Origin of the sequence: Buttiauxella gaviniae ATCC 51604, from assembly GCF_001654835.1 — a bacterium.
GTDB lineage: Bacteria > Pseudomonadota > Gammaproteobacteria > Enterobacterales > Enterobacteriaceae > Buttiauxella > Buttiauxella gaviniae.
This window is the reverse complement of the sequence record NZ_LXEP01000004.1, coordinates 86360-111851: the sequence shown is the minus strand read 5'-3', so window position 1 is coordinate 111851 and position 25492 is coordinate 86360. Positions and strand designations below refer to the sequence as shown.

Genomic DNA, 25492 nt, shown 5'->3' with positions numbered 1-25492 from the left:
CGCAGATCGGATTTGTTAAAAATCAATTAAAACAATTGATTATAACAAAAAATCAACAATTTAATGGACGGTATCTATGCCAACCTGGCAAATTAAGCGTTTAATTGAGTTGGGCGGAGAAGCATCCGCCCAGCAATTTAAAAGGGAATATGTGAGGTTTTAAGTTGTGGGAGTACTGCATATTCTTCACAAATATCAACTAGTAAGGTTCTTTCTCCACGTCTGAGTTGGATTGTCATACCGTTAGAATCCGGCGTGACGTGCATATCGGTGATCGGTTGTTGATGGTCAAAATCCCAGACGCAAATGAACTGAGAGGTTTGTTCTTTGCTACGTAGAACCAGATAGCTCAGATCTTGAACCGCCGGGTTATCAGGAGCATTTCCTTGCCATAACTCAGCATGACCGTACAGCCATAACGCTTGTCCATTATGAGGGGTGGCGAAGTGACGTGGCTGACTATTGGTTAACTGTACGCAACGGGCATGCTTCATAATCACCAGAGGGCCTTGAGAGCTAAATTGCACACATTCTCCCTCGCTATCCAGCGCTTTACCCAGAAGATGCAACGTCCAGTCAATTTGTTGGCTGTGCGGGTTTTGCACAGTGCTGATATCAATAATCGCGTTATCCAGCCACAGTAAACGACGGCGAAAACGCACATCGCGCCAGGCTTCGCTATCCCACTGCACACGCGTATGGCTATCGAGATCCGGGGGAATTTGCCGCCAGTCTACTCCAGTATCCAGCCAGCAAAATGCATCACTTTCGTGATAATGATGCACCACAGGCACAGCAGGCGGTTGGTTGGTTTGATTTACCGTGATCGTATTGTGGGTGGCGCTATTTTTGTAATACGCATAATGCATGGGCGCGCCGTAACCGGTGGTGCCCAGATCGGGGAGGATCTCTTTCCCACCATTAAAAAGCAGGATATTCAGGCGGTCATAGTGGTCATGTTCACCGCCGAATGGCGTGTGTTTTATCAGTAATGCGCGTTTTTTTTGCGAGTTGCGCCAGATAGTCAGGCCGCAATTTGGAGCGTGTAGGTGACACTCAGGAATCAGTTCCGGCAGTTTCTCTGGCAGTGGCGAGTCGTAAACAAAGGTATCAAAATGGGGCATTGGATACTGCTGGCGAATAGCCTTAAGCGCCGCGGCGTATCGCTCATCCTGGTAGTAATACCACGCAAACTCATACAGATGGCTATGATCGAGCTTTTCCTGGCCATAGATACAATCATTGATACGTGGAAAGGTGCCATCGGGCATCAGCAGCGCAAGAGGGAAGCTGAGCATTTTTTTATAGAAAGGCTCATCAAGCAAGCTCCAGCGCGAACCAATAGCCAACTTTTCGAATGCCAGGAATCCTTGTAGTGCGTAGAAGTGATAATGAATGGACCCTTCAAACCACAGTCCCTCTTCAAACAGACCATGTTCAAGTTGATAGCGCAGCCCGTAAGGCTGATTTACCGCAAATTCCAGCAAGGCCTCATCTTCGAGAACAAAGCCGAGAACCCCTATGGCACAGCCGATTTTTACCTCATGGTTATGCAATTGGGCAGTGCGATGGGCCATTAGGAATTGCGCACCTTCGCGTAATAAACGGCTAGTAATGTATTCACGCTGCTGCGCGGACAAAGCTTCAGCGATGCAATCATAGCCGAGGGTGAAATCCAGCATACAATTGGCTTCGCACAGCGTCTGTGCGTTCATTTTTCCGGGGCCGTTGTAAGGGATACCACCGTGGATTTCGTAGCCCGGGTAAAACTCGGCATAGCGCATTAATAGTTCGCGGACCTTATCCAGATAACCTTGTTCACCTGTGAGTTGCCACAGCAAGCCAAGCTGGTGGCAGGCTTTGGCATTCAGCCCATTTAGCTCGCGCCACCAGGCTCCGTCATAGGGTTCTCCGCTAAACGACTGCCCATCAACCGGGCAGCAATGGGAGGTTGGGGTGTGACGATCCCACTTCAGTCTGACTCCGTGATCCGGGCAGAAATAGTAGAGGTTCCAGGTTGCCCGTGCGGTTTCCGGCACTTTGACCGGGTTGTTAAGCACCACGGTATTTTCGGCAATCAACTGCGCCACTATTTCAGGCTGCTGGGTCATGCGTTGGCGAAGGAGAATAAGTTGTTGCGTGGTGAACTGCTTCATCGCTCGATCCTTACTCTCTTTCAGTGTTGTTTTAATGGGGTAATAAGATGGGAGATATCATCAGGATATTTTGCCATTAGCCATTGTGCTTTTTCGGCAAAGGCGCTGTCATCTGGCCATGCACGAGCCGCACTGACCATGTTCACTAACGCTTTTTCATCATCCATTTTGTCGATATCTTTCCACGGCCATGGCTCATTGCTGTGAACATAGTTGGCGACATAGGCGTAACCTTTACGCAGGCTTCGGTCATCAAGGGTGAAGTTCCAGACATCCACTTGCGCGATTTCTCCCAGGCGGCCAAGTTTGTTGTAGGCTTCCAGGTGGAAATTGCTGTAATGCCAAGGACGAGTACGCTCAATTTCTGCCATCTGGCGGCCATCTCTGTCGAAATGAGCGGGAATACGACGCAGTTGGGTGATTTGCAGACGCTTTTTAGCCGCAGCGAGATCGCCACTAAACAGTGCAAAAGACGCTGCCTGCAAATCAAAGTAAGTGCCGTGGTTGTTGTGCCAATTATCTTCTTCAAAACCATTTTGGCTGGTTGTCATCCAGTGGTAGAAATCGCCATACCATTGTTTAATTTTTTGATACTCATCATCACTAATCACGTTAGCCGGGCGTAGTAACTCCACGGCATCGATGACTTCCACCAATGTGCGGCTGTCGATGAGTCCAATTCCACGTCCGTCATTAATCCCTGGGATTGCCTGAGCGTGTTGTAGGTTAGGATTCATGCGCGTATCAGGATTAACGAACCAGTTCAGTAACTGGTCACGTGCTTTTTCGGCATAGGCTGGCTTTTGGGTAAATTGCCATGCAAGCGACAGTGTCCAAACGTCATTGCTCATATTCACCAGGCGCTTTTTGTCCGTGGCGTCGCTGTTGGCATCCGGGTTGGTTTGACCATCCTTACGAATATAAGGCAGACCATCTTTTTTGTTCGGATCGGGCCACCAGTATGGAGGGAAGCTGTAGTAATCATGTTTGTCACCACTTGCGGCTGTCAGAGTCTTATCCATAACCGAGTAGAGTGGTTTGCCCAGCGCTTTGTCAGCCCCGGCAATGAGCTTTTCATATGCGCCAAGAAACTCAGGGTTTCTCGCCGCAAGCTGTTGTTGGCTGTAACGTAAATCATCAAGTTTGATTTGCAATGGATGTGCATCAGCGGCGTACAGTGGCGATGCTGTTAATACGCTAGCAACCGCTAACGAAAGTAATGACAAGCAAGACAATAAAATGGGTTTCATCGGGCGCATATTTTCTCCGTCCACCAATGGAATAATATCTGGTTATTTATACCCGTCATACTTCAAGTTGCATGTGCGTTGGCTACGTTTACTCACCCGAATCACTTACCTGAGTAAGCTCATCGGGACTCGTTCTCTTGCCGCCTTCCTGCATCTTGAATTATTTTGGGTATATATCTATAGAGGCACTGTTAATTCGTAAAATATAAGATTGGGAATAATATTTATGATGCCGAGTGCGCAGTGTAAGAGACAGAATGAATTTTTATGTGACTCACATCAAATTAACGCTTTCAAGGGTAAATAGCCTCAGAAAGTGAGGCTGGAGTCACGTAAATCAATGGTTTTAAATTATTTTTCAAATGTTACGAGTATTTTTTATTTATGTAATTCATTGAATTTAATGGTTATGTTTTTAACTGAGGTTTTTGACTGACTTTGCTGCGTGACCTGAAGCACACTTCTACATTATGAAACGCTATTTCTGTTTCGCCCCGTTGTTTTTACCTCATGCATTCTATTTAATTACTCCGCAGCCTTTTTTCATTCTTGAAATAATCTGCTTCACTCCATTTCCTCAATAATCAAATCTCTTAAAATAAGGACGTGAATATAAATGTTTTCCACAAAATTAAAATCCGTATTACTGATCTCCGCCCTCGGTTTTAGTGCTTCGCAAACATTTGCGGCTGAAACACTAAATGTCTGGATCCGTGCCAGCAATGATTCTAAAAATATTTACAAGCAAGAGGCTGAAACTTTTGAGAAGAAGACAGGCATTAAAATCGAATATTTTAATGCTACGACAGACTTTGAACAGCGCCTTGCTCGTGCCGCTGCAGGCAACGCATTGCCCGATCTGATCTTCAATGATGCGGTAGCCATTGGTCAGTTCATCCAACTCGGAATAGCTGATGAAATAGATCCGAAATCCATTGCAGGTGGCGAAAATATTTATCCTACAGCCTGGGAAAGTACTCGCTACACCGATGGGAAATTCTATGGGGTGCCCACTTCTGCCCAAACCTTTGCGCTGTTTGTTCGCAAAGACTGGCGTGAAAAACTGGGTATGCCTGAGCCCAAAACCTGGAGTGATGTGGCAAAGCTGGCTAAAGCCTTTACCACACAAGACCCGGACGGCAATGGTAAAAACGATACCTACGGCTTTTTGTTGCCGGGTTCCACCACGCGTGGTTACGCCAGCTGGTTTATGAGCGCATTTTTATGGCAGGCAGGTGGTGATTTCATTCGCGAATCAGGCAAGGGTAAATTCAAAGCCTCGCTTGATGAGCCAGCTGCCGCTGAAACCATGGCATTTATGCGAGGAATGCTGTGCGACAAAGTTGTTCAGCCTGGTGCTATCAACGCGACAACCGCAGACATTATCCCATCATTCCGCTCAAGCCAGACCGGTATGTTCTTCACCGGCCCGTATCACATTGCATTGTTTGATAAAGATCCTGGTAAAGACAAGTTTGAAGTCGTGACCCTCGAAGGGCCGAAAAGTAGTGCGACTCTTGCCGAAGGCACCACTGTCTTCATGATGAAAAGTAGCAAGAATAAAGAAGCCGCGCGGAAGTTCATCGAATTTATGATCTCCCAGGAAGGGCAAGAAATCGGTATGGGCAAAGGCACGAAACACATGCCGGTGGTGCGCTTACCTGTGAATAAACAGGTTGATATCCAGACTGTATATGACGATGCACGTTGGGCAACCTTCGCCAAACTTTACGCTGAACACGGGCGTTATGTGCCGCAGGTGCCTAACTGGACGCCAATTCGTCAGATAACCGCCGATGGCTTCAACCGTATTCTGGCTGACTGTAATGGTGATATTGCAGCCGAACTGAAAGTGACCAATGAGAAGGTCAATGCCGAGCTTGATAAACAGCAGGTGCTGGCGAAATAAGTTTGATTTTTGAATTCGGTGAACGGTTCTTACGCTTATCCATCTGCATGCCCCGAAATGTAGATCGGGTAAGCGAAGCGTCACCTGACACTCAGTCACAGCCTGAATCTTTATAGAGTGAAAATAACGATGTTAACTTCTCGCCAGAAACGGAATCTGGTGCCGTGGATGTTTCTTGCTCCGGCACTGGTCATCTTCACTTGGTTTAAATTTATTCCCATGCTGCAAGGCCTGGTGATGAGTTTCTACAAGGTGAACTTCAATCAACCAGACGAATGGGTGGGATTTACCAATTTTGCCCGCGCTTTTGCCGATATTGAACTCCATGCGGCGGTATTCAATACCTTCCTTTATGTCGTGGTGACCATGGTGGTTGGAGCGGTACTGGCATTTTTCCTCGCCATGTTACTTGAAGGGCCCGCTCGTCATCTGCGTTTTATCCGCACCGCCATTTTCCTGCCCGCGGTAACCAGTGCGGCTATCGTCGCCGAAATGTGGCGAATCTTGTTTAACCCAACTCCGAACGGTGTGATGAACCACATCCTGAGCTGGTTTGGTATTGCCGACCAGGGATTTCTTGCAAGTTCAGACCAGGCTCTGTGGGTCATCATGTTGCTGCATATTTGGAAAGCGGTGCCGTACAACATGGTTATCTTTATCGCAGGCCTGGCAGGCATTAGCCGCGATTTATATGACGCCTCAAACGTTGATGGCGCGAACTGGTGGAACCGTCTGCGTTACGTCACGCTGCCCGGGATGATCCCGGCGATTTCAGTAGTGTTGATGCTCTCCTTTATTCGTGGGTTCCGTGTGTTTGCAGAAGTGTATGCCACAACCGGCGGTGGGCCATCTAACGCCACTGAAATGATCATGACCCATATCTACAAACTCGGATTTGAGCAATTTGACTACGGCTATGCTTCGGCGGTGTCGTTCCTGTTATTCGCCTTCACCGTGCTGTTGACGATTTGTCACCTCACGTTGAAAAAGCGTATTGCCCGTTATTAAGGAGCCACCGATGTTAGGTAAACGTTGGGATATCGCAGGCCGCTGGATGATTTATGGCTTGTTGCTGATTGTATTCGTTGGGCCATTCTGGGGCATTGTTGCTACTGCATTTAGCGGGGCACCGGTCAAACCGGGCGAGTTGCTGGCATGGCCTAATGAGTTTTCGTTGGAGAATTTTATATTCGCCTGGAACGACATTGGCGTTTGGCAATATCTGCTTAACTCAATGATTGTCGTTTTTGTCGGCACCATTTTGCAGGTGTCGGTGAGTGCGCTTGCTGCTTATGCCCTGGCGCGTAAAAAGTTCATCGGCGTGTCGCTGGTGAGTCTTGTGATCCTCTCCACCATGATGTTGCCGGAAGAAGTAATCGCTATTCCACTGTACATGATAATCAACTGGAAGCTGCCGCTGATTGATGCGTCGCTCTATAACACCTATCTAGGGATGATCATGCCGGTAGTGGGTTGGGCATTTTCCATCTTCGTGCTGAGCGAATTCATGGCAGCTATTCCCAAAGAGCTAGAAGAGGCCGCACGCATCGATGGTGCGAATGAATGGCAAATCTTCTTCCACGTCATTTTGCCGTTGGTGAAACCTGCTCTAGGCACGGTAGTCACGTTTGGCTTCATCATGATTTGGGACCAGTACCTGCTGCCGCTAATTGTCGTCAACCACGACAGCCTGAACACTATTCCAGTGATTCTCGGCAGCTTGCGTACCGATGAAAGTATCACTCCGAACATATTTATAGCCATTACGCTTCTGGCGATGTTGCCAAGCATCATCGTTTATCTCGGTCTGCAAAAACATTTCAACCGCGGGATTATGTCCGGCGCGGTCAAAGGATAAGGAGAATCTCATGGGTTCCGTTGTACTGAAGAATGTCTGTAAATCTTATGGCGATGCACATGTCATTAAAGATGTTTCTCTCACTATCCCTGACGGCGAGTTTTGTGTGCTGGTGGGCCCAAGTGGCTGCGGTAAATCAACGTTATTACGCATGATTGCCGGACTTGAGGAGATAACGGGCGGTGAGGTGGCCATCAACGAAAAAGATGTGACCGACGTTGAGCCGAAACTGCGTGATATTGCGATGGTATTCCAGAGCTACGCACTTTATCCGCAGATGACCGTGCGCGAAAACATGGGCTTCGCGTTAAAAATGGCGAAGCTGCCAAAAGCAGAAATCAGCCGTAAGGTTGAGGCCGCAGCCGATCTTCTGGGATTAGGCGTCTTACTCGACCGTTTGCCAAAAGATCTTTCGGGTGGCCAGCGCCAGCGTGTAGCAATGGGGCGTGCGATTGTACGCAATCCACAGGTGTTTTTGTTCGACGAACCACTCTCAAACCTCGATGCAAAACTCCGCACCCAGGTGCGTGGGGAAATCCGTGAATTGCACCGCCGCCTGAAAACGACATCTGTGTATGTCACTCACGATCAAATTGAAGCCATGACGATGGGGCAGATGATTGTGGTGTTGCGTGAAGGGCGTATTGAACAGGTGGGTAGCCCGCTGGAGTTGTATGACCGCCCGGCAAATCTATTCGTGGCAGGATTCATTGGTTCTCCTGAAATCAATCAGTTAAAAGGTGAAGTCATGCTACAAAATGGTGAAATGATGCTGCGCCTCGCCGATGGCTCCCTGCTAAGCTTGCCGCCGGGTATGCAGGTAAAACCGCAACAGACAGTGGTTTATGCGATTCGCCCGGAGCAGGTCAATGTTGTGGAAGAAGGTGAGGGTAATGGGGCACTAAAAGCGACCATTACCGCCATCGAAAACACCGGTTCTGATATGCAATTGTTCTGTAACACTGGAGGTGGTTCATTTACCTCGGTGTTTAAGCAACGCTTAAATGTTCAGGAAGGTGAAACGGTATGGCTACAACCCAAACTGACCGGTATTCATATATTTGATGCCGAAAGCGGGCAACGAGTAGCATGCCATTAAGGAGCGATAGATGAAGTTGTACACCCTGGATGAGACGTGTCTTGAGAATGCCCGCCGTGGCCTACAGCAGCCTTTTTCTCCTTTGCAGCTGGCGTTGGGTCGTCTGGTTAGCGAAGCGGATAAGCTTCGTGGGCAGCCACCGGAAAGTGTGGTGCATAAGAAATTACGCCCGGTAAGCGGTGATCCTCATGATTATTACAGTCTGGGGACGTATTGGTGGCCAAATCCGCGCAGGCCAAATGGCCTGCCATATATTCGCCGTGACGGACATACTAATCCGCAATGCCAGAATAATGACACGGACACCACGCGTATCATCCGCATGTGCGAACGCTGTTTGACGCTTGGGCTGGCTTGGTATTTTACCAGCCATCGGAAATATGCCCAGGCCGCAGCAGAGCAAATCAAGTGCTGGTTCCTTGACGAACAAACGCGTATGAACCCGCATCTGAACTATGGCCAGGCGATCCCCGGTATTGTTTCCGGGCGCGGTACTGGGCTAATCGATACACGCCTTTTATGGATGGTGATTGATACTATTGGTTTAATTAGCCCTGCGGGTGTACTGGATACCGATGACATTATTGGTTTGCACCAATGGTTCAGGGACTTCAACCACTGGATGTTTTACAGCGACGTGGGTCATTCTGAATACGTGTGGCATAACAACCACGGCACCTGGTATGACGCGCAACGTGTCGCTAATGCACTGTTTTATGGTGACAAAGGGCTGGTGGCACGCATTATTCAACAGGGCATTACCCAACGAATGGCGGCGCAAATCGATCAGGAAGGTAAACAGACGATGGAGCTGGAACGTCCGGTGCCATTCCATTACTCCTTATTTAACCTCGAAGCCCATCTGTTGCTTAATCGTTATGCGGAACACGTCGAATTTGACCGCTGGAATGCCGTACAAGATGGCAGGAGCGTGAAGCTTGGTATCGATTATCTGATGCCATTTATCGCAGACCCCGATTTGTGGCCTTACAGTGATTTGCAGGGTATCGTCTGGGACAGCGCGTTGCGCCTGTTACTGCAATCCATGAGGGGATATCCAAAGGAGATGGCGTGCTATAAAGTCGTGCTGGCTAATTTCCCGGAAGATACACTCAGTTTACGTGAACAGTTGATGTGGTGTGCATGACTAAGGCGGATTAACGGGAACAACATTTTTTTCGCTCGGGTAATAAACGTTGTATTACCCGACATAATGAGACTTAGTGCAGTTGATGATTCACTAAATTTGTCAGATGCTCATCTGTTTGGCTCATACACAATCCGGCTTTATGAGCACTGCGTACTTCATCAAGAATGGTGTTGAGCAACAGGCCTTCGTCTTGTTGTTCCTGATCCATGGTTTTCAGGAACGTGAGGGTGGAATAATCTTTCAATGCTGTTGCTTCAGCGGTCAATTTAGTCAGTGTGGCGCAGCGCTGCTGATAATCTTCAACCGTTTTTTCAAATAGTGTTTCCAAAGAGTCACATTCGCTTTCTGGCGCTTCAATCGTCCCTACAATGGGAGTGCCGCCCGCTTGTTTCATAAAATTAAATATACGCATCATCTGCGTAACATTACATTGAGCCTGATTTCTTAAAAAATTCGCCGTGCCAGTTAAACTCTTTTCTGAGCACCAGTGACTCAACTGTAAATACAGATTTGAGGAATAAAAATCACGATTTATCTGTAAGTTGAGACTTTGAACCATGCCGGAAGTTGCCATGATAATTTCCTTATTTAGCCGGAACATCGGTTAGGATTAGAATTTTGTATGACATGAAATATGACGGGTATATAGATAAAAAAGATTGTATCCATGTCCTGTGAGTCCGCGTCCTGACTGCGTTGTAAAAAATAGTACCTCTTTAGGGTTATCAATAAAACAGTTGATTCTGGTGTTTCATTCTTATTTACAAATTTATTCAACAGGAAATATTAAAAAAGACTAATTAAATAATTATCTCCTGGTTTATCTATATTAAATAATTTAAGTGAAATGACCAAAACTGTGATTCATCACTGAATAATTAACCTGCTATGAGGTGGTTTATTGTGTCAGATCATATTTGAGCCCTTAAATTGAATGAGCTCGTGACCGTTTACGATACTGCAATGGTGTCTGGGCCATCATTTTTTTAAAACAGGTGATGAAGTAGGTCACTTCTATGAACCCTACCTCCTGGGCGATAGCTTCGATGCTTAATGGTGAGGTGCGCAATAGATCACAACTTTTCTTTATGCGTCTCGTTAGCAAATACTCATGAATACTGCCGCCGGTTTGTTGACGAAAAATCCGCGAGGTATAGCTGCGTGATAAGCCAATGGATTGCGCCAGCTCATCCAGTGAAAACTTCTCACTATAGTTACTCTCAACCCACTGCATGATGCGTGATGCAACAGTCTGTTGCTGCGGGATAAATAGCTGCGGTTGAGCGGGCAGGAAGGCCATAATTTGCATCACCATAAACGCAACGTCGCTGGCGGTGGAGTGCTCCGTGGGGTCGAGTTTGTCGAACTGCTCGAGAATCACTTCCATATAATCGGCCTGCTCACTTAAATCGTAAATTTGTGCCGGAACGTTGCTTGCGGCGAGGGCAGAAAATTGAGCCTGCTGGCGTGGAAAGCCATACAAGGTACTGATAACAGAAGAGTGCTCAATGTGCATGGTTGTGCGGTGATACTGGTTTTTGTCATCGGCATCGACATGAACCTTGTGTAGCCGAAAAGGTGGGAAGATAAAAAGTCGCCCGGGCCTTGCGGTGTAATGCTGGTTGTCCACCACAACGATTCCGTAGCCCTTTGAAATATAGAGAAACTCAACGCATTGGTGCCAGTGATAATACCTGGCGCTGGACGCTCGCAGGCGGTGAAATGAGATAACCTGGCTGTCGAGTGTAATTCTCTCCATCAATTGTGGTTCACTCATTTCCCCTCCAGGACAACAAATTTAAATTTTTACGCCATGATTTGTAATTTATTACCCTCGCAAATTGAAAAATCCAGTGAAAATGAAATAACGGTTTATTTTTGTGATGCTGCTCACTCTGAGCCAGGAATAAAAGCGACTACTCTTTGCCTCAACGCACATAAGCAGTGCGAAGACGAATATTAATAACAACAACTTATAATATTCTCGTGTCTGGCGGGAGGACATTGTGCAACCTGAAAACATTACCCTGAATAACCCCCTTAAAAGTCGGGGAGATCTTCATAAACTGGTGAATGAATTATTAAATGCCGTTTCGCCATTCTTTAAAAAAGAGGCCAGTGGCGTAGACCTTGCTAATTTCACCGCCCATTACGGCCAGCAAGTAGCCAATATGGAAACTTTCTCTCGTTTACTGTGGGGTGTAACGCCACTGTTGGCGGGTGGGTACGAGCCTGAAGAGTTCTCTTTTTATATTCAGGCCATTAAAAATGGCACAGACCCTAAACATGCCGAGTATTGGGGAGAAGCCGCGGCATACGATCAACGGATTGTCGAAATGGCAGCATATGGACTCTTACTGGCAGTCGCCCATAAACCGCTGTTGGCGCACTTTAATGAACAGGAGAAACACAACCTCTGGCAATGGCTGAAACAGAGTGAAACTCTGGATATACCTGACAACAACTGGCATTTCTTCCCAATTCTGGTGCAGGTCGGTTTCCACCACTGCGGGATGTTGAACAATGCCGATACGTTGGAAAAGCATTTCGACGCCATGGAGCATTATTACCTCGGTGACGGTTGGTATTCCGATGGCCCAGGCCGACCACGTGATTACTATATTTCGATGGGCTTCCATTTCTATAGTCTCATCTATTCCAAATTAATGGCCGATGTTGACCCGCAGCGCTGCAAAAAACTACGCCAGCGCGCAACACTCTTTGCCGCAGATTTCATCCATTTTTTTGCCGACGATGGTGCAGCTATTCCTTTTGGTCGCAGCCTGACTTATCGCTTTGCGCAGGCCGCATTCTGGAGTGCTGCTGCATTTGCAGGTCTGGAAGTCTACGAACCTGGAGTAGTGAAAGGAATTGTGTTGCGTCATTTGCGTTGGTGGTTGCAACAGCCATTGTTTGATCGTGACGGTGTGCTGAGTGTTGGCTACAGCTATCCCAACCTAATAATGGCGGAAGATTACAACGCGCCGGGTTCCCCTTACTGGGGTCTGAAAACCATGCTGGTGCTGGCGTTGAGCGAACAAAATGCCTTCTGGCAAGCAGAGGAAATGCCGTTACCTGAGCGTGAAACGCCTCATAGCATTCCCCATGCGTCGCAAATTCTGGTTCATCAAAAGCACCATTTATGGATGCTGACATCCGGGCAGCTTGAGCTAAATAACTTCGTGAATACCGAAGCTAAATACTGCAAATTTGCCTATTCAACTCGTTATGGATTCACCATTGAGCGTGGTCGCTACGCGCTGAATCATGCGGCACCTGACTCGATGTTGCTGTTATCCGAGAAAGATAACTATTGGCGTGGACGCCGTGAATGCCAGCAAATCAGTACCGCAGACGGAATGATTTTCAGCCGTTGGCTGCCGTGGCACGACGTGAATATCGATACCTGGTTACTGCCGTTGGGCGACTGGCAAGTACGGGTTCATCACCTCAAAACGGCGCGTGAACTCGATTGTGCGGAAGGAGGGTTCAGCCTGCCAAATCGTCCGCTTCCACAAGCACACATGACGCAGGGGAGTTGTTTGCTTACAACCAAAACTGATACCAGCGCCATTTATTGTTTAAGCCCGAAATCACGCAGTGCACAGTTAGTTCTGACACCACCAAACAGCAATCTACTCTTTGCCGAGCGGGCAGCAGTGCCGTTGCTGCAAGGTGAACTGAGTATCGGCACACATCTGTTAATCAGTGCCACCTGGGCAGGGGATACCGACGATTTTGATGCGCAATCTTGCCCGCAAGCCATTATCAGCGAGGGTGTTGTACGCCTGGTGATGGGCAATCAAAGCAAACTCCTTATTCTGGAGAAACACCCATGAACATCTCGACACCAACGCGTACCGCACAGATTAAAATGAGCAGTTTTATCTTTCTCTACTTTTTCACCTGGTCCTCAAGCTTCGGGTTATATGCTCTGTGGTTGAGCCAGAAAGTGGGGCTGGACAGCATCACCATTGGCAGTGTTTTTGCTATCAATGGCGTCTTTGCGGTAGTCATGAAACCGGTCTATGGCTACATCATGGACAAAATTGGTATGAGCAAGTGGCTGCTCTATTTTGTCTGCGCGATTTCGGCACTGATGGCGCCGTTCTTTGTCACGGTTTATCAACCGTTGCTGCTGACGCATACCACCCTTGGCATTGTGATCGGTGCTTTTTACCTGAGCCTCGGCTGGTACGCAGGTGTTGCGGCTTCTGAATCTTATGCCGACCGCTTTAGCAGATTGTATGGTCTGGAGTTTGGGCGCATTCGCATGTGGGGATCGCTTGGTTGGGCAATGGCGGCATCAGTTTCAGGTCTGCTTTTCAACTACACGCCGCTGGCAAACTTCATCGTCAGTAGTACCACCTCCGTATTAATGCTGTTGGTGCTGATTAGCCTGAAAATTGGTGATGAACAACTGCGTAATAACAATGTGATTTCAGCGAATAAAATCGTTTTCGCTGATGTTCTGATGCTACTGAAAAACCGCAAATTCTGGATGTTCAGCCTGTATGTGGCAGGTGTCGCGTGGATGATGTTTGTTGCTGAACAGCAATTCCCACGCTACTTCGTCTCTTTCTTCGATACCAAAGAGCAGGGCAACGCATGGTACGGCTACCTCAGCACAGTACAGTCCGGCATGGAGTTCGTGATGATGATGTTCATCCCGCTGCTGGTGAATCACTACGGTGCAAAAAAAGGGTTGTTGTTGTGCGGCTGCGTAGTGGGGTTACGCTTGATTGCTTCGGGGCTGACCTCCGACCCGCTGGTGATTTCAATCATCAAGCCGTTCTACGGTGTTGAAATTGCCCTGTTGCTAATCTCGGTGTTCAAATATATCGCCGAGCATTTCCATAAGAAAATCAATGCCACCATGTATTTACTGGGTTATCAGGCGATGATTTATGTCGGCTCAGTTGTGGTGGCACCGCCTGCGGGTTACCTGTACGACAAAATCGGCTTCGAGCACACCTACTTAATGATGGGATGTTGCGCACTGATATTCACTCTGATCTCTGCTTTCACTCTCTCGCGCTGCCAGTCAAAACGCGATGAATCCAATACGTTCTTATCCGCTTTAGACACCGCTCCGGTTGAGCCGGCAAAAAATTAATTAAAGGAAACGTTATGACCTGTAATTTAGTCACTGAAAATGTGGTGACCGAGCCACTGCGCCCTATTGAATTGCATCAGGTAGACCGTCTGGCCCTAAAACGTAAGCTTGATAATGCGCTTAATAGCGTGACAAAAAAGCTGGATAAAACTATTGCCATCGTCGGGAACAAATTCCCTAACGAAGCTTGTGAAGGGGGTAAATGGCAGCCGACCGACAACGTCGAGTGGACGACTAGCTTCTGGCCAGGCCAACTGTGGCTTGCGTGGGAGATGACTGGAGATGACAAATATCGCCAGGCGGCAGAGCGTTATTTGCCATCTTTTGCGGAGCGCTTAGACAAGCGTATCGAAACAGCCACTCATGATCTGGGCTTTCTGTATTCGTTGTCGTGTGTGAATGCCTGGCGTTTAACTGGCAATGAAACAGCCCGTCAAATCGCGCTGCAAGCGGCTGATATTCTGATGGAGCGCTATAACCCGGTGGCGAAAATCATCCAGGCCTGGGGAGATTTGAATGATCCAGAACAACAGGGGCGGATGATTATTGACTGTAATATGAACCTTCCGCTGCTTTATTGGGCAAGCCAGCAAACTGGAGATCCGCGTTACGCGCAGGCTGCTACCGCACATGCGCAGCAGGCCGCGAAATATATCGTTCGCCCGGACGCTTCAACTTTCCATACTTATTATATGGATGTGATAACCGGTGAGCCGCGATTTGGTAATACACATCAGGGGTATAGCGACACCTCATGCTGGTCGCGCGGGCAAGCGTGGGGGATTTACGGTTTCTTGCTCACTTATTTGTATACCGGTGATAAAAGCATGGTGGACCTCACCCGTAGCCTGGCGCATTACTTCATCAACCGCTTGCCGGAAGATGATGTTTGCCACTGGGATTTAGCATTGCTCGGAACGGATGCGGTGCGTGATAGTTCAGCTGCGGCAATCACTGCCTGTGGTTTGTTGGAACTGGTGAAAACATTGCCCGTGCTGGATGAACATCGTGCCCATTATGAAGAAATGGCGCTGCGTATTATACAGTCACTCACTGATAACTATCTGGCGCGGGACGATGAGCCATGTGAGGGCTTGCTGAAACATTCTGTGTATCACATGGCAAGCGGCAAAGGTGTCGATGAATGTTGTAGTTGGGGTGACTATTTCTACCTTGAAGCACTTATACGTGTGCGACAAGTGTGGAGTCTTTATTGGTAAGTTTTGCGCCCCCGCAAGACCGCGGGGGCTACATGGAGAGTAAAATGAAAACTGTTGCAGTTTTGCTAGCCCCGGGTTTTGAAGAAGGGGAAGCCATTGTTACCATTGATATTCTACGTCGTTTAAAAATTAACGTGCGCACCCTTTCTTGCGTCGATACACGCGCGGTAGTGAGTTATCACGATATCCCGATGGTGGCAGACGCTACGCTAAGTGAATGTTTTGATAAAACCTTTGACGCAGTTGTGCTCCCCGGTGGCCCGGAAGGCAGTGTCTTTCTAGCCCAAAGCGCTAACGTTATTGCTTTCGTGAGTCGCCATGACGATCTTGGCAAGTTTATCTGCCCGATTTGCTCTGCTGCGGCACGCGTCCTGGGTGGTAACGGTTTGCTTAAAGGCCGCCGCTACGTCTGTTCTGGTGATTTGTGGCAGCAGGTGACGGACGGTGAATATGTTGATGCTGACGTAGTCGAAGATGGCAATCTGATAAGTGGGAAAGGGTTAGGTAAAGTGTTTGATTTTGCACTCACTGTTGCCGCGCGTCTTGAAGGCGACGAAGCCCCAGCGCGTGATCACGCGGAACATATTTATTACCAATGGTAATAGGTCAAGAATAGCGGCGGGTGAGCGCAATACTTACCCGCCTTCTTCAATCTGTATTTCTATCAATCAGCTTATCCACCTCCGCGCTGAATTTATGGATAAATCTGCTAGTCCATATTTCATTTGTCCGACATAACGCCCTATTTTTATGTCTTTTATTGCTGAATACATGCACGGTCTTACTGTATTTCTGCCATGTGATTGCGCTCTCCTATGGATTATTAATTTCCCGCTACAACTATCTCCAGCCCCGAAGCAAAAAGCTCATACGGCTAATGGCTTGTTTTAACTAAACCTTACCCTACAGAAAATAAAATCGAGCTGGAGAATACCATGCACAAATTTACTAAAGCGCTAGCGGCAATTGGCATTGCTGCAATTATGTCACAATCCGCTATCGCAGAAACAATGAAGCTGGGTTTCCTGGTGAAGCAACCAGAAGAACCATGGTTCCAGACCGAATGGAAATTTGCCGATAAAGCCGGGAAAGATCTTGGCTTTGAAGTGATTAAAATCGCCGTTCCCGACGGTGAAAAAACCCTTAATGCTATCGATAGCCTGGCCGCCAGCGGCGCGAAAGGCTTTGTGATTTGTACTCCGGATCCAAAACTGGGTTCGGCAATTGTGGCGAAAGCTAAAAGCTACGACATGAAAGTTATTGCCGTTGATGACCAGTTCGTCAACGCGAAAGGCAAGCCAATGGATACCGTGCCATTAGTGATGATGGCGGCGACTAAAATCGGCGAGCGCCAGGGGCAAGAGCTGTACAAAGAGATGCAAAAACGCGGGTGGGACGTGAAAGAATCCGCAGTTATGGCGATTACGTCTGACGAGCTCGATACTGCCCGCCGCCGTACTTCTGGTTCAATGGAAGCTCTGAAAGTAGCTGGTTTCCCGGAAAAACAAATCTACAAAGTACCGACCAAATCTAACGACATCCCAGGGGCTTTCGATGCCGCTAACTCGATGTTGGTTCAACACCCTGAAGTGAAACACTGGTTAATTGTTGGCATGAACGACAACACCGTGCTGGGTGGCGTGCGCGCCACTGAAGGGCAGGGCTTTAAAGCGCCGGATGTTATTGGTGTAGGTATTAATGGTGTGGATGCCGTAAGTGAACTGTCGAAAGCTAAGGCCACTGGTTTCTACGGATCTTTGCTGCCAAGCCCGGATGTACACGGCTATAAAAGTAGCGAAATGCTCTACAACTGGGTCACCAAAGGTGCAGAGCCACCGAAGTTCACTGAAGTTACCGACGTGGTGCTGATCACTCGCGACAACTTTAAAGAAGAGTTGGCTAAAAAAGGCCTCGGCGGCAAGTAATCTCTTTGGCGGATGAGGTTTATGCCCATCCGCCCTTCAACATTGGGGTATGTCATGCAACATGAGACACCGTATCTCTCTTTTCGTGGTATAGGCAAAACTTTCCCCGGAGTGAAAGCCTTACAGGACATCAGTTTCGACTGTTATGCCGGGCAAGTTCACGCACTAATGGGAGAGAATGGCGCAGGAAAATCAACGCTCCTGAAAATTTTGAGCGGCAATTATGCTCCAACCCAGGGCTGTATCGCCCTGCGCGGTGAAGAAGTTGCTTTTGCCGACACTCCCGCAGCGCTTAATGCCGGAGTCGCGATTATTTATCAGGAGCTTCATCTGGTGCCGGAAATGTCGGTCGCAGAGAATATTTACCTCGGACAGCTACCTCATAAAGCGGGGTTCGTGAACCGCTCTTTACTGAATTACGAAGCAAAGTTACAGCTTGAGCATCTTGGGCTGGATATTGACCCGAGCACGCCGCTCAAATATTTATCCATCGGCCAATGGCAGATGGTCGAAATTGCTAAGGCACTGGCTCGTAATGCGAAAGTGATCGCCTTTGATGAGCCGACCAGTTCTCTCTCTCGTCGAGAAATCGACAACCTGTTTCGCGTCATCCGTGAGTTACGCGCTGAAGGCCGCGTGATCCTCTACGTCTCGCATCGTATGGAAGAAATCTTTGCTCTCAGTGATGCCATCACCGTGTTTAAAGACGGGCGCTACGTGCGCACCTTTGATGATATGAAGCAGGTCAGTCATGACTCGCTGGTGCAGGCGATGGTCGGGCGCGATCTTGGTGATGTCTATGGCTGGAAACCTCGTGAACATGGGGCTGAGCGTTTACGTCTGGATGGTGTAAAAGCCCCTGGTGTAAGAACACCTATTTCGCTTTCAGTGCGGAGTGGTGAAATTGTCGGTCTGTTTGGTCTGGTCGGTGCTGGTCGGAGTGAACTGATGAAAGGCATGTTTGGCGGTACGCGCATCACCGATGGCAAAGTATTTATTGATGGTGAAGTTATTAATATCAATAAGCCTGCCGATGCGATTTGTGCTGGCATGATGCTCTGCCCGGAAGACCGCAAAGCTGACGGCATTATTCCGGTGCATTCGGTGCGTGACAATATCAACATCAGTGCGCGGCGTAAGCATATTAGCGCCGGTTGTCTGATAAACAACCGCTGGGAAACAGACAATGCTGCCTCACATATCCGTTCGCTGAACATCAAAACCCCGTCAGCTGAACAGCTGATCATGAATCTCTCCGGTGGCAACCAGCAAAAAGCGATTTTAGGACGCTGGCTGTCAGATGAGATGAAAGTGATTTTGCTCGACGAGCCAACGCGCGGCATTGATGTAGGGGCAAAACACGAAATCTATAACGTCATTTATGCCCTTGCTGCACAAGGTGTAGCGGTGCTGTTTGCATCAAGCGATCTGCCCGAAGTACTGGGCCTTGCGGACCGCATTATCGTGATGCGCGAAGGGGAAATAGCTGGTGAATTGCTGCATGGCGAAACCAATGAGCAACAAGCATTAAGTCTGGCAATGCCAAAAACCGGTGCGTCTGCCGCATGAGTAAGGAGATAAAAATGTCTGCATTAACTACATCAGGTGACAGCAATAAGAAATCGTCCCTAAGTCTTGGGCGTATCTGGGATAACTACGGCATGCTGGTGGTATTCGCCGTTCTATTTATTGCCTGCGCTATTTTCGTACCGAATTTCTCATCTTTCGTGAATATGAAGGGATTAGGGCTTGCCATCTCAATGTCGGGAATGGTGGCTTGTGGCATGTTGTTCTGCCTGGCATCTGGTGATTTCGATTTGTCCGTTGCGTCGGTGATTGCTTGTGCCGGGGTCACCACGGCGGTAGTCATCAACATGACCGAAAGCCTGTGGATTGGTGTGGCGGCAGGGCTATTACTCGGTGTGTTATGCGGCCTGGTGAACGGTTTTGTTATTGCAAAACTAAAAATCAACGCGCTAATAACGACTCTTGCCACCATGCAAATTGTACGCGGCCTCGCATACATTATTTCTGATGGTAAAGCGGTGGGCATCGAGGATGAACGCTTCTTTGCACTGGGTTATGCCAACTGGTTTGGGCTGCCTGCACCCATCTGGCTGACAGTTGCGTGTCTGATAATCTTTGGTTTCCTGCTCAACAAAACGACCTTTGGCCGTAACACATTAGCGATTGGTGGCAACGAAGAAGCGGCACGTCTGGCGGGTGTGCCAGTGGTGCGCACTAAAATCATCATCTTTATTCTCTCCGGGTTAGTGTCGGCAGCGGCAGGGATTATCCTTGCTTCGCGTATGACCAGTGGCCAGCCAATGACGTCTATTGGTTATGAGTTGATTGTGATTTCAGCCTGCGTGTTGGGTGGGGTATCACTCAAAGGTGGGATTGGTAAAATTTCCTACGTGATTGCCGGGATTTTGATTCTTGGCACCGTGGAAAATGCCATGAACTTGCTGAACATTTCGCCTTTCTCGCAATATGTGGTGCGCGGCTTGATTCTGCTTGCTGCTGTCATCTTCGATCGCTACAAACAGAAAGCAAAACGTATGGTTTAACGGCTTGGTTCTGCTGCGCAGATTTCGAGTAGTGGGAATACATTGTCGCGGTAAAGGGTGTGAGTTCTTTTTTGGGGGTGGATTAGCGAAAGCGACATCCACCATTTTTTTGCCATCAACATTGTTTAATTTTCACTCAGATAAGATATCCAGTGTTTAAATGTGATATTGATTAGATTGTTAGTATTTCCCGCCATAAACTAATTCAAACCAGGATATGAATCACTGTAACAATCACGCGGCTAAAGTAGAGTCGGCAGCCTGAATTCGGCCTCAAGGAGATGAGCCAATGAGCAGTGATGTTAATTACACCCGTAGTAAAGTGCATGTTCCCGGGAATCGTAAGTTTGATACCACCTGGGTTCTGAGCCTTTTTGGTACGGCGGTTGGGGCAGGGGTGTTATTTCTCCCGATCAACGCAGGGATGGGCGGATTCTGGCCGTTAGTGGCACTGGCGGTTATCGTTGGGCCAATGACCTGGCTTGCTCACCGGGGGCTTGCTCGTTTTGTCTTATCATCACGTAACCCTGGCAGCGATATCACCGAAGTTGTGGAAGAACATTTCGGAGCTAAAGCTGGCATCTTAATCACTCTGCTGTACTTCTTCGCAATCTATCCAATTCTGCTGATTTACGGTGTAGGTATCACCAACACCATTGATTCGCTAATGGTCAACCAACTGGGAATGGCTTCACCACCGCGTGTGATTTTGTCGATTGTGCTAATTGTCGCGCTGATGGCGGTGATGCTGACGAGTGAGCGTGTGATGCTGAAAATTACCGAGCTGATGGTTTACCCGTTAGTCGGCATCCTGCTGTTCCTCTCTTTATATTTGATTCCACACTGGAACACGGCAGCTCTTTCCCAGGTACCTACTGCGATAGATTTCACTACGACTATGTGGCTGACTATTCCGGTGTTGGTATTTGCTTTTAACCACTCCCCGGCTATCTCCTCATTTGCGTTGTCTCAACGTCGTGAATATGGCAACCAGGCAGATGAAAAAGCCAGCCAGACACTGCGCAAAACATCCACCATTCTGCTGGCGTTTGTTATGTTGTTTGTCTTCAGCTGCGTGCTAAGTGTGACTCCGGCAGATTTGATGGCAGCAAAACAGCAAAATATTTCAATGCTGAGCTTCCTTGCCAACAAATTCGATAACCCGCTGATCTCCATCTTTGGCCCACTGGTAGCAATTCTGGCAATTTCCAGCTCCTTCTTCGGCCACTACCTGGGAGCACGCGAAGGTCTGCATGGACTGGTGAAAAAAATTGCCCGCCACAACGGCAAGCGTTTTGATGACCGCAAGCTGAATAAAGCTATCGCTCTGTTCTTCCTACTGAGCCTGTGGTTGGTGGCAACGCTTAATCCAAGCATCCTTGGCATGATCGAATCGCTGGGCGGCCCAATCATCGCGATGATCCTGTTTATCATGCCGATGTACGCTATCCACAAAATACCTGCGCTGGCGAAATTCCGTGGCAAAGTGAGCAATATCTTCGTTACGGTTATGGGGCTCGTGGCTATTTCAGGACTTATCGCTAGCTTCTTCTGACACCTGCCAAACCTAAACGCCAGGCCATATGCGGCCTGGCGATTTATCCTGGAAAATTGCGACACCCGTCACCCTGTCTATACTTACATGGCTAATCATAATCTACCGTTACGGTAGTAATACTAACTATGTAAGGAGGAGCCGCTGGTGGCTGAAGTTGCATCTGTACCGCCTCTACTTTCAGGAAACCTTGCCTTTTTCTTCGACCTCGATGGCACGCTTGCAGAAATCAAACCGCACCCGGACCAGGTTTATATCCCCGCTGCGGTGCGCACATTGCTGCAAAAAATGTCGCTCATGAGTGGTGGGGCGTTGGCATTGATTTCAGGGCGCTCAATGACTGAGCTAGATAAGCTCGCCACTCCATTTCACTTCCCGCTCGCGGGTGTGCATGGGGCAGAACGCCGTGATATCAATGATAAAACCCATGTAGTGGCGCTCCCTGAACAGGTAGTAACCGCATTACATCAGCATTTAAGCAATGCGCTTTTACAGCTTCCGGGTACTGAACTTGAAGCTAAAGGGATGGCTTTTGCGCTGCATTACCGCCAGGCGCCCGAAGCAGAAGAGGCTATTTTTGAATTGGCACAGCAAATGACACAGCGCTTTCCTGAACTGGCGTTGCAACCGGGGAAATGTGTCGTGGAGTTGAAACCTTTGGGTATTGATAAAGGTGCTGCTATTCGTGCATTTATGCAGGAGGCACCCTTTGCGGGCCGCACACCGATTTTTATTGGTGATGATTTAACAGATGAAGCAGGGTTTAAACAGGTTAACGCCCTTGGAGGGGTGACCATTAAAGTGGGAAATGGCGACACGATTGCTAACTTCCGACTGGCAAACGTGCGCATGGTTTATCACTGGCTTGGCAAATTAACGCAACACATAGAACAACAAAAGTCAGATATTTTACGGGGAGAAGATTATGAGTCGCTTAGTGGTAGTCTCTAATCGCATTGCGCCACCGGACGATAAGAAAGGTGGTGCAGGTGGCTTGGCTGTGGGGATTTTGGGTGCTTTAAAGACGGCCGGAGGGCTGTGGTTTGGCTGGAGTGGAGAGGTCGGTGACCCCGATGCTGCATTACAAAAGACTAAACGGGGCAACATCACCTGGGCTTCTTTCAATCTCAGCAAAGAAGACTATGAAAGCTATTATCTGCAATTTTCCAACGCTGTCCTTTGGCCAGCATTTCACTATCGTCTGGACCTGGTCGATTATCAGCGTGAAGCCTGGGAAGGCTATCAACGGGTTAATACCATGCTTGCGAGCAAGCTTAAGCCATTGTTGGAAAAAGACGATGTCTTATGGGTACATGACTATCATTTGCTGCCCTTCGCCGCAGATTGCCGCAAACAAGGGCTAAATCACCGCATCGGTTTTTTCTTACATATTCCATTCCCAACGCCTGAAGTATTTAACGCGCTCCCGCCGCATGAGGAGTTACTCGAAGCGTTGTGTGAATACGATTTACTGGGTTTTCAGACGGAAAACGATCGCCAGGCATTCCTGGATTGTGTTGCAAGTCAGACGCGGCTTGATAGCCTGGATAAAAACCAGCATCAGGCGTATGGCAATACGTTTCGCACTGAAGTGTATCCGATAGGTATCGAACCAGAAGAAATTAAAAAGAGCGCTCAAGGTCCGCTGCCGCCGAAGTTGGCGCAGCTTAAAGCGGAATTGGGGAGTATCAAAAACATCTTCTCGGTTGAGCGACTGGACTACTCCAAAGGATTGCCTGAACGGTTTCTCGCTTTTGAAGCGCTACTGGAAAATTATCCCCAGCATCACGGGAAAATCCGTTACACGCAAATTGCACCGACTTCGCGTGGCGATGTGCAGGCGTATCAGGATATTCGTCATCAGTTGGAAACTGAAGCAGGGCGCATCAATGGTAAGTACGGTCAGTTGGGCTGGACTCCGCTGTACTATTTGAATCAACATTTTGATCGCAAACTGGTAATGAAAGTATTCCGCCATGCGGATGTTGGCTTAGTGACTCCACTGCGTGATGGGATGAACCTGGTGGCGAAAGAGTATGTTGCGGCTCAGGACCCTGCTAATCCGGGGGTGCTGGTGTTGTCGAAATTCGCCGGTGCCGCAAATGAATTATCCTCGGCACTCATTGTTAACCCTTACGACCGTGACGACGTTGCCGCAGCCCTGGATCGTGCGTTAACTATGCCTTTGGCCGAACGTATATCACGCCATAGCGAAATGATGACGGTGATTGAGAAGAATGATATTCACCACTGGCAGAAGCGGTTTATAGAGGACCTAAAGCAGGTTGCTCCACGAAATGAGGAGTTTGAGATGGGAAAGAAGGTGGCAACGTTTCCTAACTCGGCGTGACTCTATCCCATCGCCCATGGTCGGGCGGTGATTATTCCGTTCGCATAGATGATTTACCTGTATTGCAAACCCGCTAACGGTGAACGTGTCAGGGGGATATTTTCCCCCTGACAACCCTCGCCAGATCATTGAATTGCTATTTCACGGTAAAGCTTAAGCAATTTATATTCGGAGCCAGGTCAAAATCGAATGGGCTTTTGAATTTTTGTTTTGAAGTTAGCTTTGAGTGACATCAATTTAAGATAGATACCCCTGTTATTTCTGATGATATAAGCCAGATTTAACTTAAATACTGCTTATCTCAGCGGGACTAGCAAAACGTCAACCTGACTGGATGCTACCACTGCTTTCGCGGAGCAAATTATCTTGCTGAAAAAGGATTGATTGTGGTTACCACAAATCACTAAATCCACAGAACCCTTATTACATATTGCCAGAATGTGCTCACTTAATTCGCCGGTAGCAATAACCGTTTCTGTAATAGGGTGATTTGCCGTTTTAACCAGCTCATCAATAAAAAGCTGAGTCTCTTCAAGCATTAATTCCCGTAGGTTTTCCATCATGGGTGCGGCAAATTGATTATACAGTTCGGGGTCGGATGCCAGTGTAATCAGCGAAATTCTCCCATTCACCGGTCGTGCGATTGAAACCGCCTTTTCTACCAAGAGCTGGCTTTCTGGACTGATGGCGACAGCAACCAATATATGTTGGTAACTCATGACAACCTCCCGCTAATTGATAACAAATTACTTACACTTCCCCTACTACATATCACATTCTTACGCAAGAATAGTACCCATAAAGAATGTGCGTCTGCTCATGAAAAATGATTAATAACTCTAATGTAAATGACTTGTGAAACAGTCTTACTGCCTGGGCAGCTCGTTTTTCCATCAAACTTTAGTATTAATTTATATTGGTACTGCCTCTGTCATCCTGGCGTAAGAATTTATCGCCATTCTTACACGGAATAGATAACTTCAAGGCGTTATGTGCTAAAAACAAACATTGTCGCAGAGTATTAATTTGCCTGACAAAAAATGCGATATAAATCACATAGCTAAGTAGGTCTTAAGAGACGTTATTGATGGCAAGTCATCAGATTGTTAGGCAAACGAAAAGGTTTTACCAGATTAACGTAACGGTTATTTCCAGTTTGATTGTTTAGTGAGCAAATGAAAAGTCTTGCTGATGTTTTAAGGTGAGTCATAAAGTAAATATATGTGATCTGTGTCACATATAACTCAAAATTCGCAGGCATCCGCATTGTATGTCTAAAGGGCTACGAGTAGAGTTTGCCCGGAATTAGGAAAAATCTTAATTTAATGTCAGAA

20 protein-coding genes are annotated in these 25492 nt (G+C 47.9%); 15 read left to right on the top strand and 5 right to left on the bottom strand.

Annotation, left to right across the window (positions count from 1 at the left end):
* Positions 1–137 precede the first annotated feature (137 nt).
* Positions 138–2156, bottom strand: a complete 2019-nt coding sequence (locus M977_RS02640) for a heparinase II/III domain-containing protein (RefSeq protein ID WP_064511995.1) — start codon at positions 2154–2156, stop codon at positions 138–140.
* 20 nt (positions 2157–2176) lie between these two features.
* The gene (locus tag M977_RS02635; RefSeq protein WP_064512137.1) at positions 2177–3406 is read right to left on the bottom strand and encodes an alginate lyase family protein; all 1230 of its coding nucleotides are present in this window, start codon (positions 3404–3406) and stop codon (positions 2177–2179) included.
* Between the two features lie 616 nt (positions 3407–4022).
* Between M977_RS02635 and M977_RS02630 the strand changes: the two genes are divergently transcribed.
* From M977_RS02630 to M977_RS02610, 5 genes are all read left to right on the top strand, one after another.
* On the top strand, positions 4023–5315 hold the full coding sequence (locus M977_RS02630) for an ABC transporter substrate-binding protein (protein ID WP_064511994.1): 1293 nt from the start codon (positions 4023–4025) through the stop codon (positions 5313–5315).
* Positions 5316–5438: 123 nt separating this feature from the next.
* Entirely contained in the window at positions 5439–6323 is an 885-nt protein-coding gene (locus tag M977_RS02625; protein ID WP_157092028.1) for a carbohydrate ABC transporter permease, read from the top strand.
* 10 nt (positions 6324–6333) lie between these two features.
* Positions 6334–7173 carry a carbohydrate ABC transporter permease gene (locus tag M977_RS02620; RefSeq protein WP_064511992.1) on the top strand — a complete coding sequence of 280 codons (840 nt, stop codon included), beginning with the start codon at positions 6334–6336 and terminating at the stop codon, positions 7171–7173.
* Positions 7174–7183: 10 nt separating this feature from the next.
* Positions 7184–8272 (top strand): ABC transporter ATP-binding protein, encoded by a 1089-nt coding sequence (locus M977_RS02615; RefSeq protein WP_064511991.1) that lies wholly within the window; start codon positions 7184–7186, stop codon positions 8270–8272.
* Between the two features lie 10 nt (positions 8273–8282).
* The gene (locus tag M977_RS02610; protein ID WP_064511990.1) at positions 8283–9419 is read left to right on the top strand and encodes an alginate lyase family protein; all 1137 of its coding nucleotides are present in this window, start codon (positions 8283–8285) and stop codon (positions 9417–9419) included.
* A gap of 73 nt (positions 9420–9492) precedes the next feature.
* Here M977_RS02610 and M977_RS02605 read toward each other — a convergent pair whose 3' ends face one another.
* Entirely contained in the window at positions 9493–9996 is a 504-nt protein-coding gene (locus M977_RS02605) for a non-heme ferritin-like protein (RefSeq protein WP_064511989.1), read from the bottom strand.
* Between the two features lie 351 nt (positions 9997–10347).
* Positions 10348–11199 carry an AraC family transcriptional regulator gene (locus tag M977_RS02600; protein ID WP_064511988.1) on the bottom strand — a complete coding sequence of 284 codons (852 nt, stop codon included), beginning with the start codon at positions 11197–11199 and terminating at the stop codon, positions 10348–10350.
* Between the two features lie 229 nt (positions 11200–11428).
* On the opposite strand from M977_RS02600, the gene M977_RS02595 reads away from it, so the two are divergent.
* The 10 genes from M977_RS02595 (at position 11429) to otsA (ending at position 24158) form a co-directional block, all read left to right on the top strand.
* A complete protein-coding gene (locus M977_RS02595; RefSeq protein ID WP_064511987.1) occupies positions 11429–13261 on the top strand; it encodes a DUF2264 domain-containing protein in 1833 nt (610 codons plus the stop codon).
* Positions 13258–14538 carry an oligosaccharide MFS transporter gene (locus M977_RS02590; RefSeq protein WP_064511986.1) on the top strand — a complete coding sequence of 427 codons (1281 nt, stop codon included), beginning with the start codon at positions 13258–13260 and terminating at the stop codon, positions 14536–14538. Before M977_RS02595 ends, M977_RS02590 begins: the two co-directional genes overlap by 4 nt.
* 14 nt (positions 14539–14552) lie before the next feature.
* Complete coding sequence (locus tag M977_RS02585; RefSeq protein ID WP_064511985.1) at positions 14553–15758, top strand: glycoside hydrolase family 88 protein; 1206 nt, start codon at positions 14553–14555, stop codon at positions 15756–15758.
* A 44-nt stretch (positions 15759–15802) separates the two neighbouring features.
* The gene (locus M977_RS02580; RefSeq protein ID WP_064511984.1) at positions 15803–16360 is read left to right on the top strand and encodes a DJ-1 family glyoxalase III; all 558 of its coding nucleotides are present in this window, start codon (positions 15803–15805) and stop codon (positions 16358–16360) included.
* Positions 16361–16693: 333 nt separating this feature from the next.
* Positions 16694–17683 (top strand): arabinose ABC transporter substrate-binding protein, encoded by a 990-nt coding sequence (locus M977_RS02575; protein WP_064511983.1) that lies wholly within the window; start codon positions 16694–16696, stop codon positions 17681–17683.
* 54 nt (positions 17684–17737) lie between these two features.
* On the top strand, positions 17738–19252 hold the full coding sequence (araG, locus tag M977_RS02570; RefSeq protein ID WP_064511982.1) for an L-arabinose ABC transporter ATP-binding protein AraG: 1515 nt from the start codon (positions 17738–17740) through the stop codon (positions 19250–19252).
* A 14-nt stretch (positions 19253–19266) separates the two neighbouring features.
* On the top strand, positions 19267–20253 hold the full coding sequence (gene araH, locus M977_RS02565; RefSeq protein ID WP_064511981.1) for an L-arabinose ABC transporter permease AraH: 987 nt from the start codon (positions 19267–19269) through the stop codon (positions 20251–20253).
* Positions 20254–20542: 289 nt separating this feature from the next.
* Positions 20543–21808, top strand: a complete 1266-nt coding sequence (locus M977_RS02560; protein WP_064511980.1) for an HAAAP family serine/threonine permease — start codon at positions 20543–20545, stop codon at positions 21806–21808.
* Positions 21809–21955: 147 nt separating this feature from the next.
* The gene (otsB, locus tag M977_RS02555) at positions 21956–22759 is read left to right on the top strand and encodes a trehalose-phosphatase (protein ID WP_064511979.1); all 804 of its coding nucleotides are present in this window, start codon (positions 21956–21958) and stop codon (positions 22757–22759) included.
* The gene (otsA, locus tag M977_RS02550) at positions 22734–24158 is read left to right on the top strand and encodes an alpha,alpha-trehalose-phosphate synthase (RefSeq protein WP_064511978.1); all 1425 of its coding nucleotides are present in this window, start codon (positions 22734–22736) and stop codon (positions 24156–24158) included. The genes otsB and otsA overlap by 26 nt, the downstream gene beginning before the upstream one ends.
* 296 nt (positions 24159–24454) lie before the next feature.
* On the opposite strand, the gene uspC is transcribed toward otsA, so the two are convergent.
* The gene (uspC, locus tag M977_RS02545) at positions 24455–24877 is read right to left on the bottom strand and encodes a universal stress protein UspC (RefSeq protein ID WP_064511977.1); all 423 of its coding nucleotides are present in this window, start codon (positions 24875–24877) and stop codon (positions 24455–24457) included.
* Positions 24878–25492: the final 615 nt, after the last annotated feature.

What these genes read in the sequence shown, in the direction of transcription:
- M977_RS02605 (WP_064511989.1), bottom strand. Translation starts at nt 9,996, where the DNA reads ATGGCAACTTCCGGCATGGTTCAAAGTCTCAACTTACAGATAAATCGT.
- M977_RS02585 (WP_064511985.1), top strand. Translation starts at nt 14,553, where the DNA reads ATGACCTGTAATTTAGTCACTGAAAATGTGGTGACCGAGCCACTGCGC.
- M977_RS02580 (WP_064511984.1), top strand. Translation starts at nt 15,803, where the DNA reads ATGAAAACTGTTGCAGTTTTGCTAGCCCCGGGTTTTGAAGAAGGGGAA.
- otsA (WP_064511978.1), top strand. Translation starts at nt 22,734, where the DNA reads ATGAGTCGCTTAGTGGTAGTCTCTAATCGCATTGCGCCACCGGACGAT.
- M977_RS02600 (WP_064511988.1), bottom strand. Translation starts at nt 11,199, where the DNA reads ATGAGTGAACCACAATTGATGGAGAGAATTACACTCGACAGCCAGGTT.
- M977_RS02610 (WP_064511990.1), top strand. Translation starts at nt 8,283, where the DNA reads ATGAAGTTGTACACCCTGGATGAGACGTGTCTTGAGAATGCCCGCCGT.
- M977_RS02630 (WP_064511994.1), top strand. Translation starts at nt 4,023, where the DNA reads ATGTTTTCCACAAAATTAAAATCCGTATTACTGATCTCCGCCCTCGGT.
- M977_RS02640 (WP_064511995.1), bottom strand. Translation starts at nt 2,156, where the DNA reads ATGAAGCAGTTCACCACGCAACAACTTATTCTCCTTCGCCAACGCATG.
- M977_RS02590 (WP_064511986.1), top strand. Translation starts at nt 13,258, where the DNA reads ATGAACATCTCGACACCAACGCGTACCGCACAGATTAAAATGAGCAGT.
- araG (WP_064511982.1), top strand. Translation starts at nt 17,738, where the DNA reads ATGCAACATGAGACACCGTATCTCTCTTTTCGTGGTATAGGCAAAACT.
- M977_RS02575 (WP_064511983.1), top strand. Translation starts at nt 16,694, where the DNA reads ATGCACAAATTTACTAAAGCGCTAGCGGCAATTGGCATTGCTGCAATT.
- M977_RS02635 (WP_064512137.1), bottom strand. Translation starts at nt 3,406, where the DNA reads ATGAAACCCATTTTATTGTCTTGCTTGTCATTACTTTCGTTAGCGGTT.
- M977_RS02560 (WP_064511980.1), top strand. Translation starts at nt 20,543, where the DNA reads ATGAGCAGTGATGTTAATTACACCCGTAGTAAAGTGCATGTTCCCGGG.
- araH (WP_064511981.1), top strand. Translation starts at nt 19,267, where the DNA reads ATGTCTGCATTAACTACATCAGGTGACAGCAATAAGAAATCGTCCCTA.
- M977_RS02615 (WP_064511991.1), top strand. Translation starts at nt 7,184, where the DNA reads ATGGGTTCCGTTGTACTGAAGAATGTCTGTAAATCTTATGGCGATGCA.
- uspC (WP_064511977.1), bottom strand. Translation starts at nt 24,877, where the DNA reads ATGAGTTACCAACATATATTGGTTGCTGTCGCCATCAGTCCAGAAAGC.
- M977_RS02620 (WP_064511992.1), top strand. Translation starts at nt 6,334, where the DNA reads ATGTTAGGTAAACGTTGGGATATCGCAGGCCGCTGGATGATTTATGGC.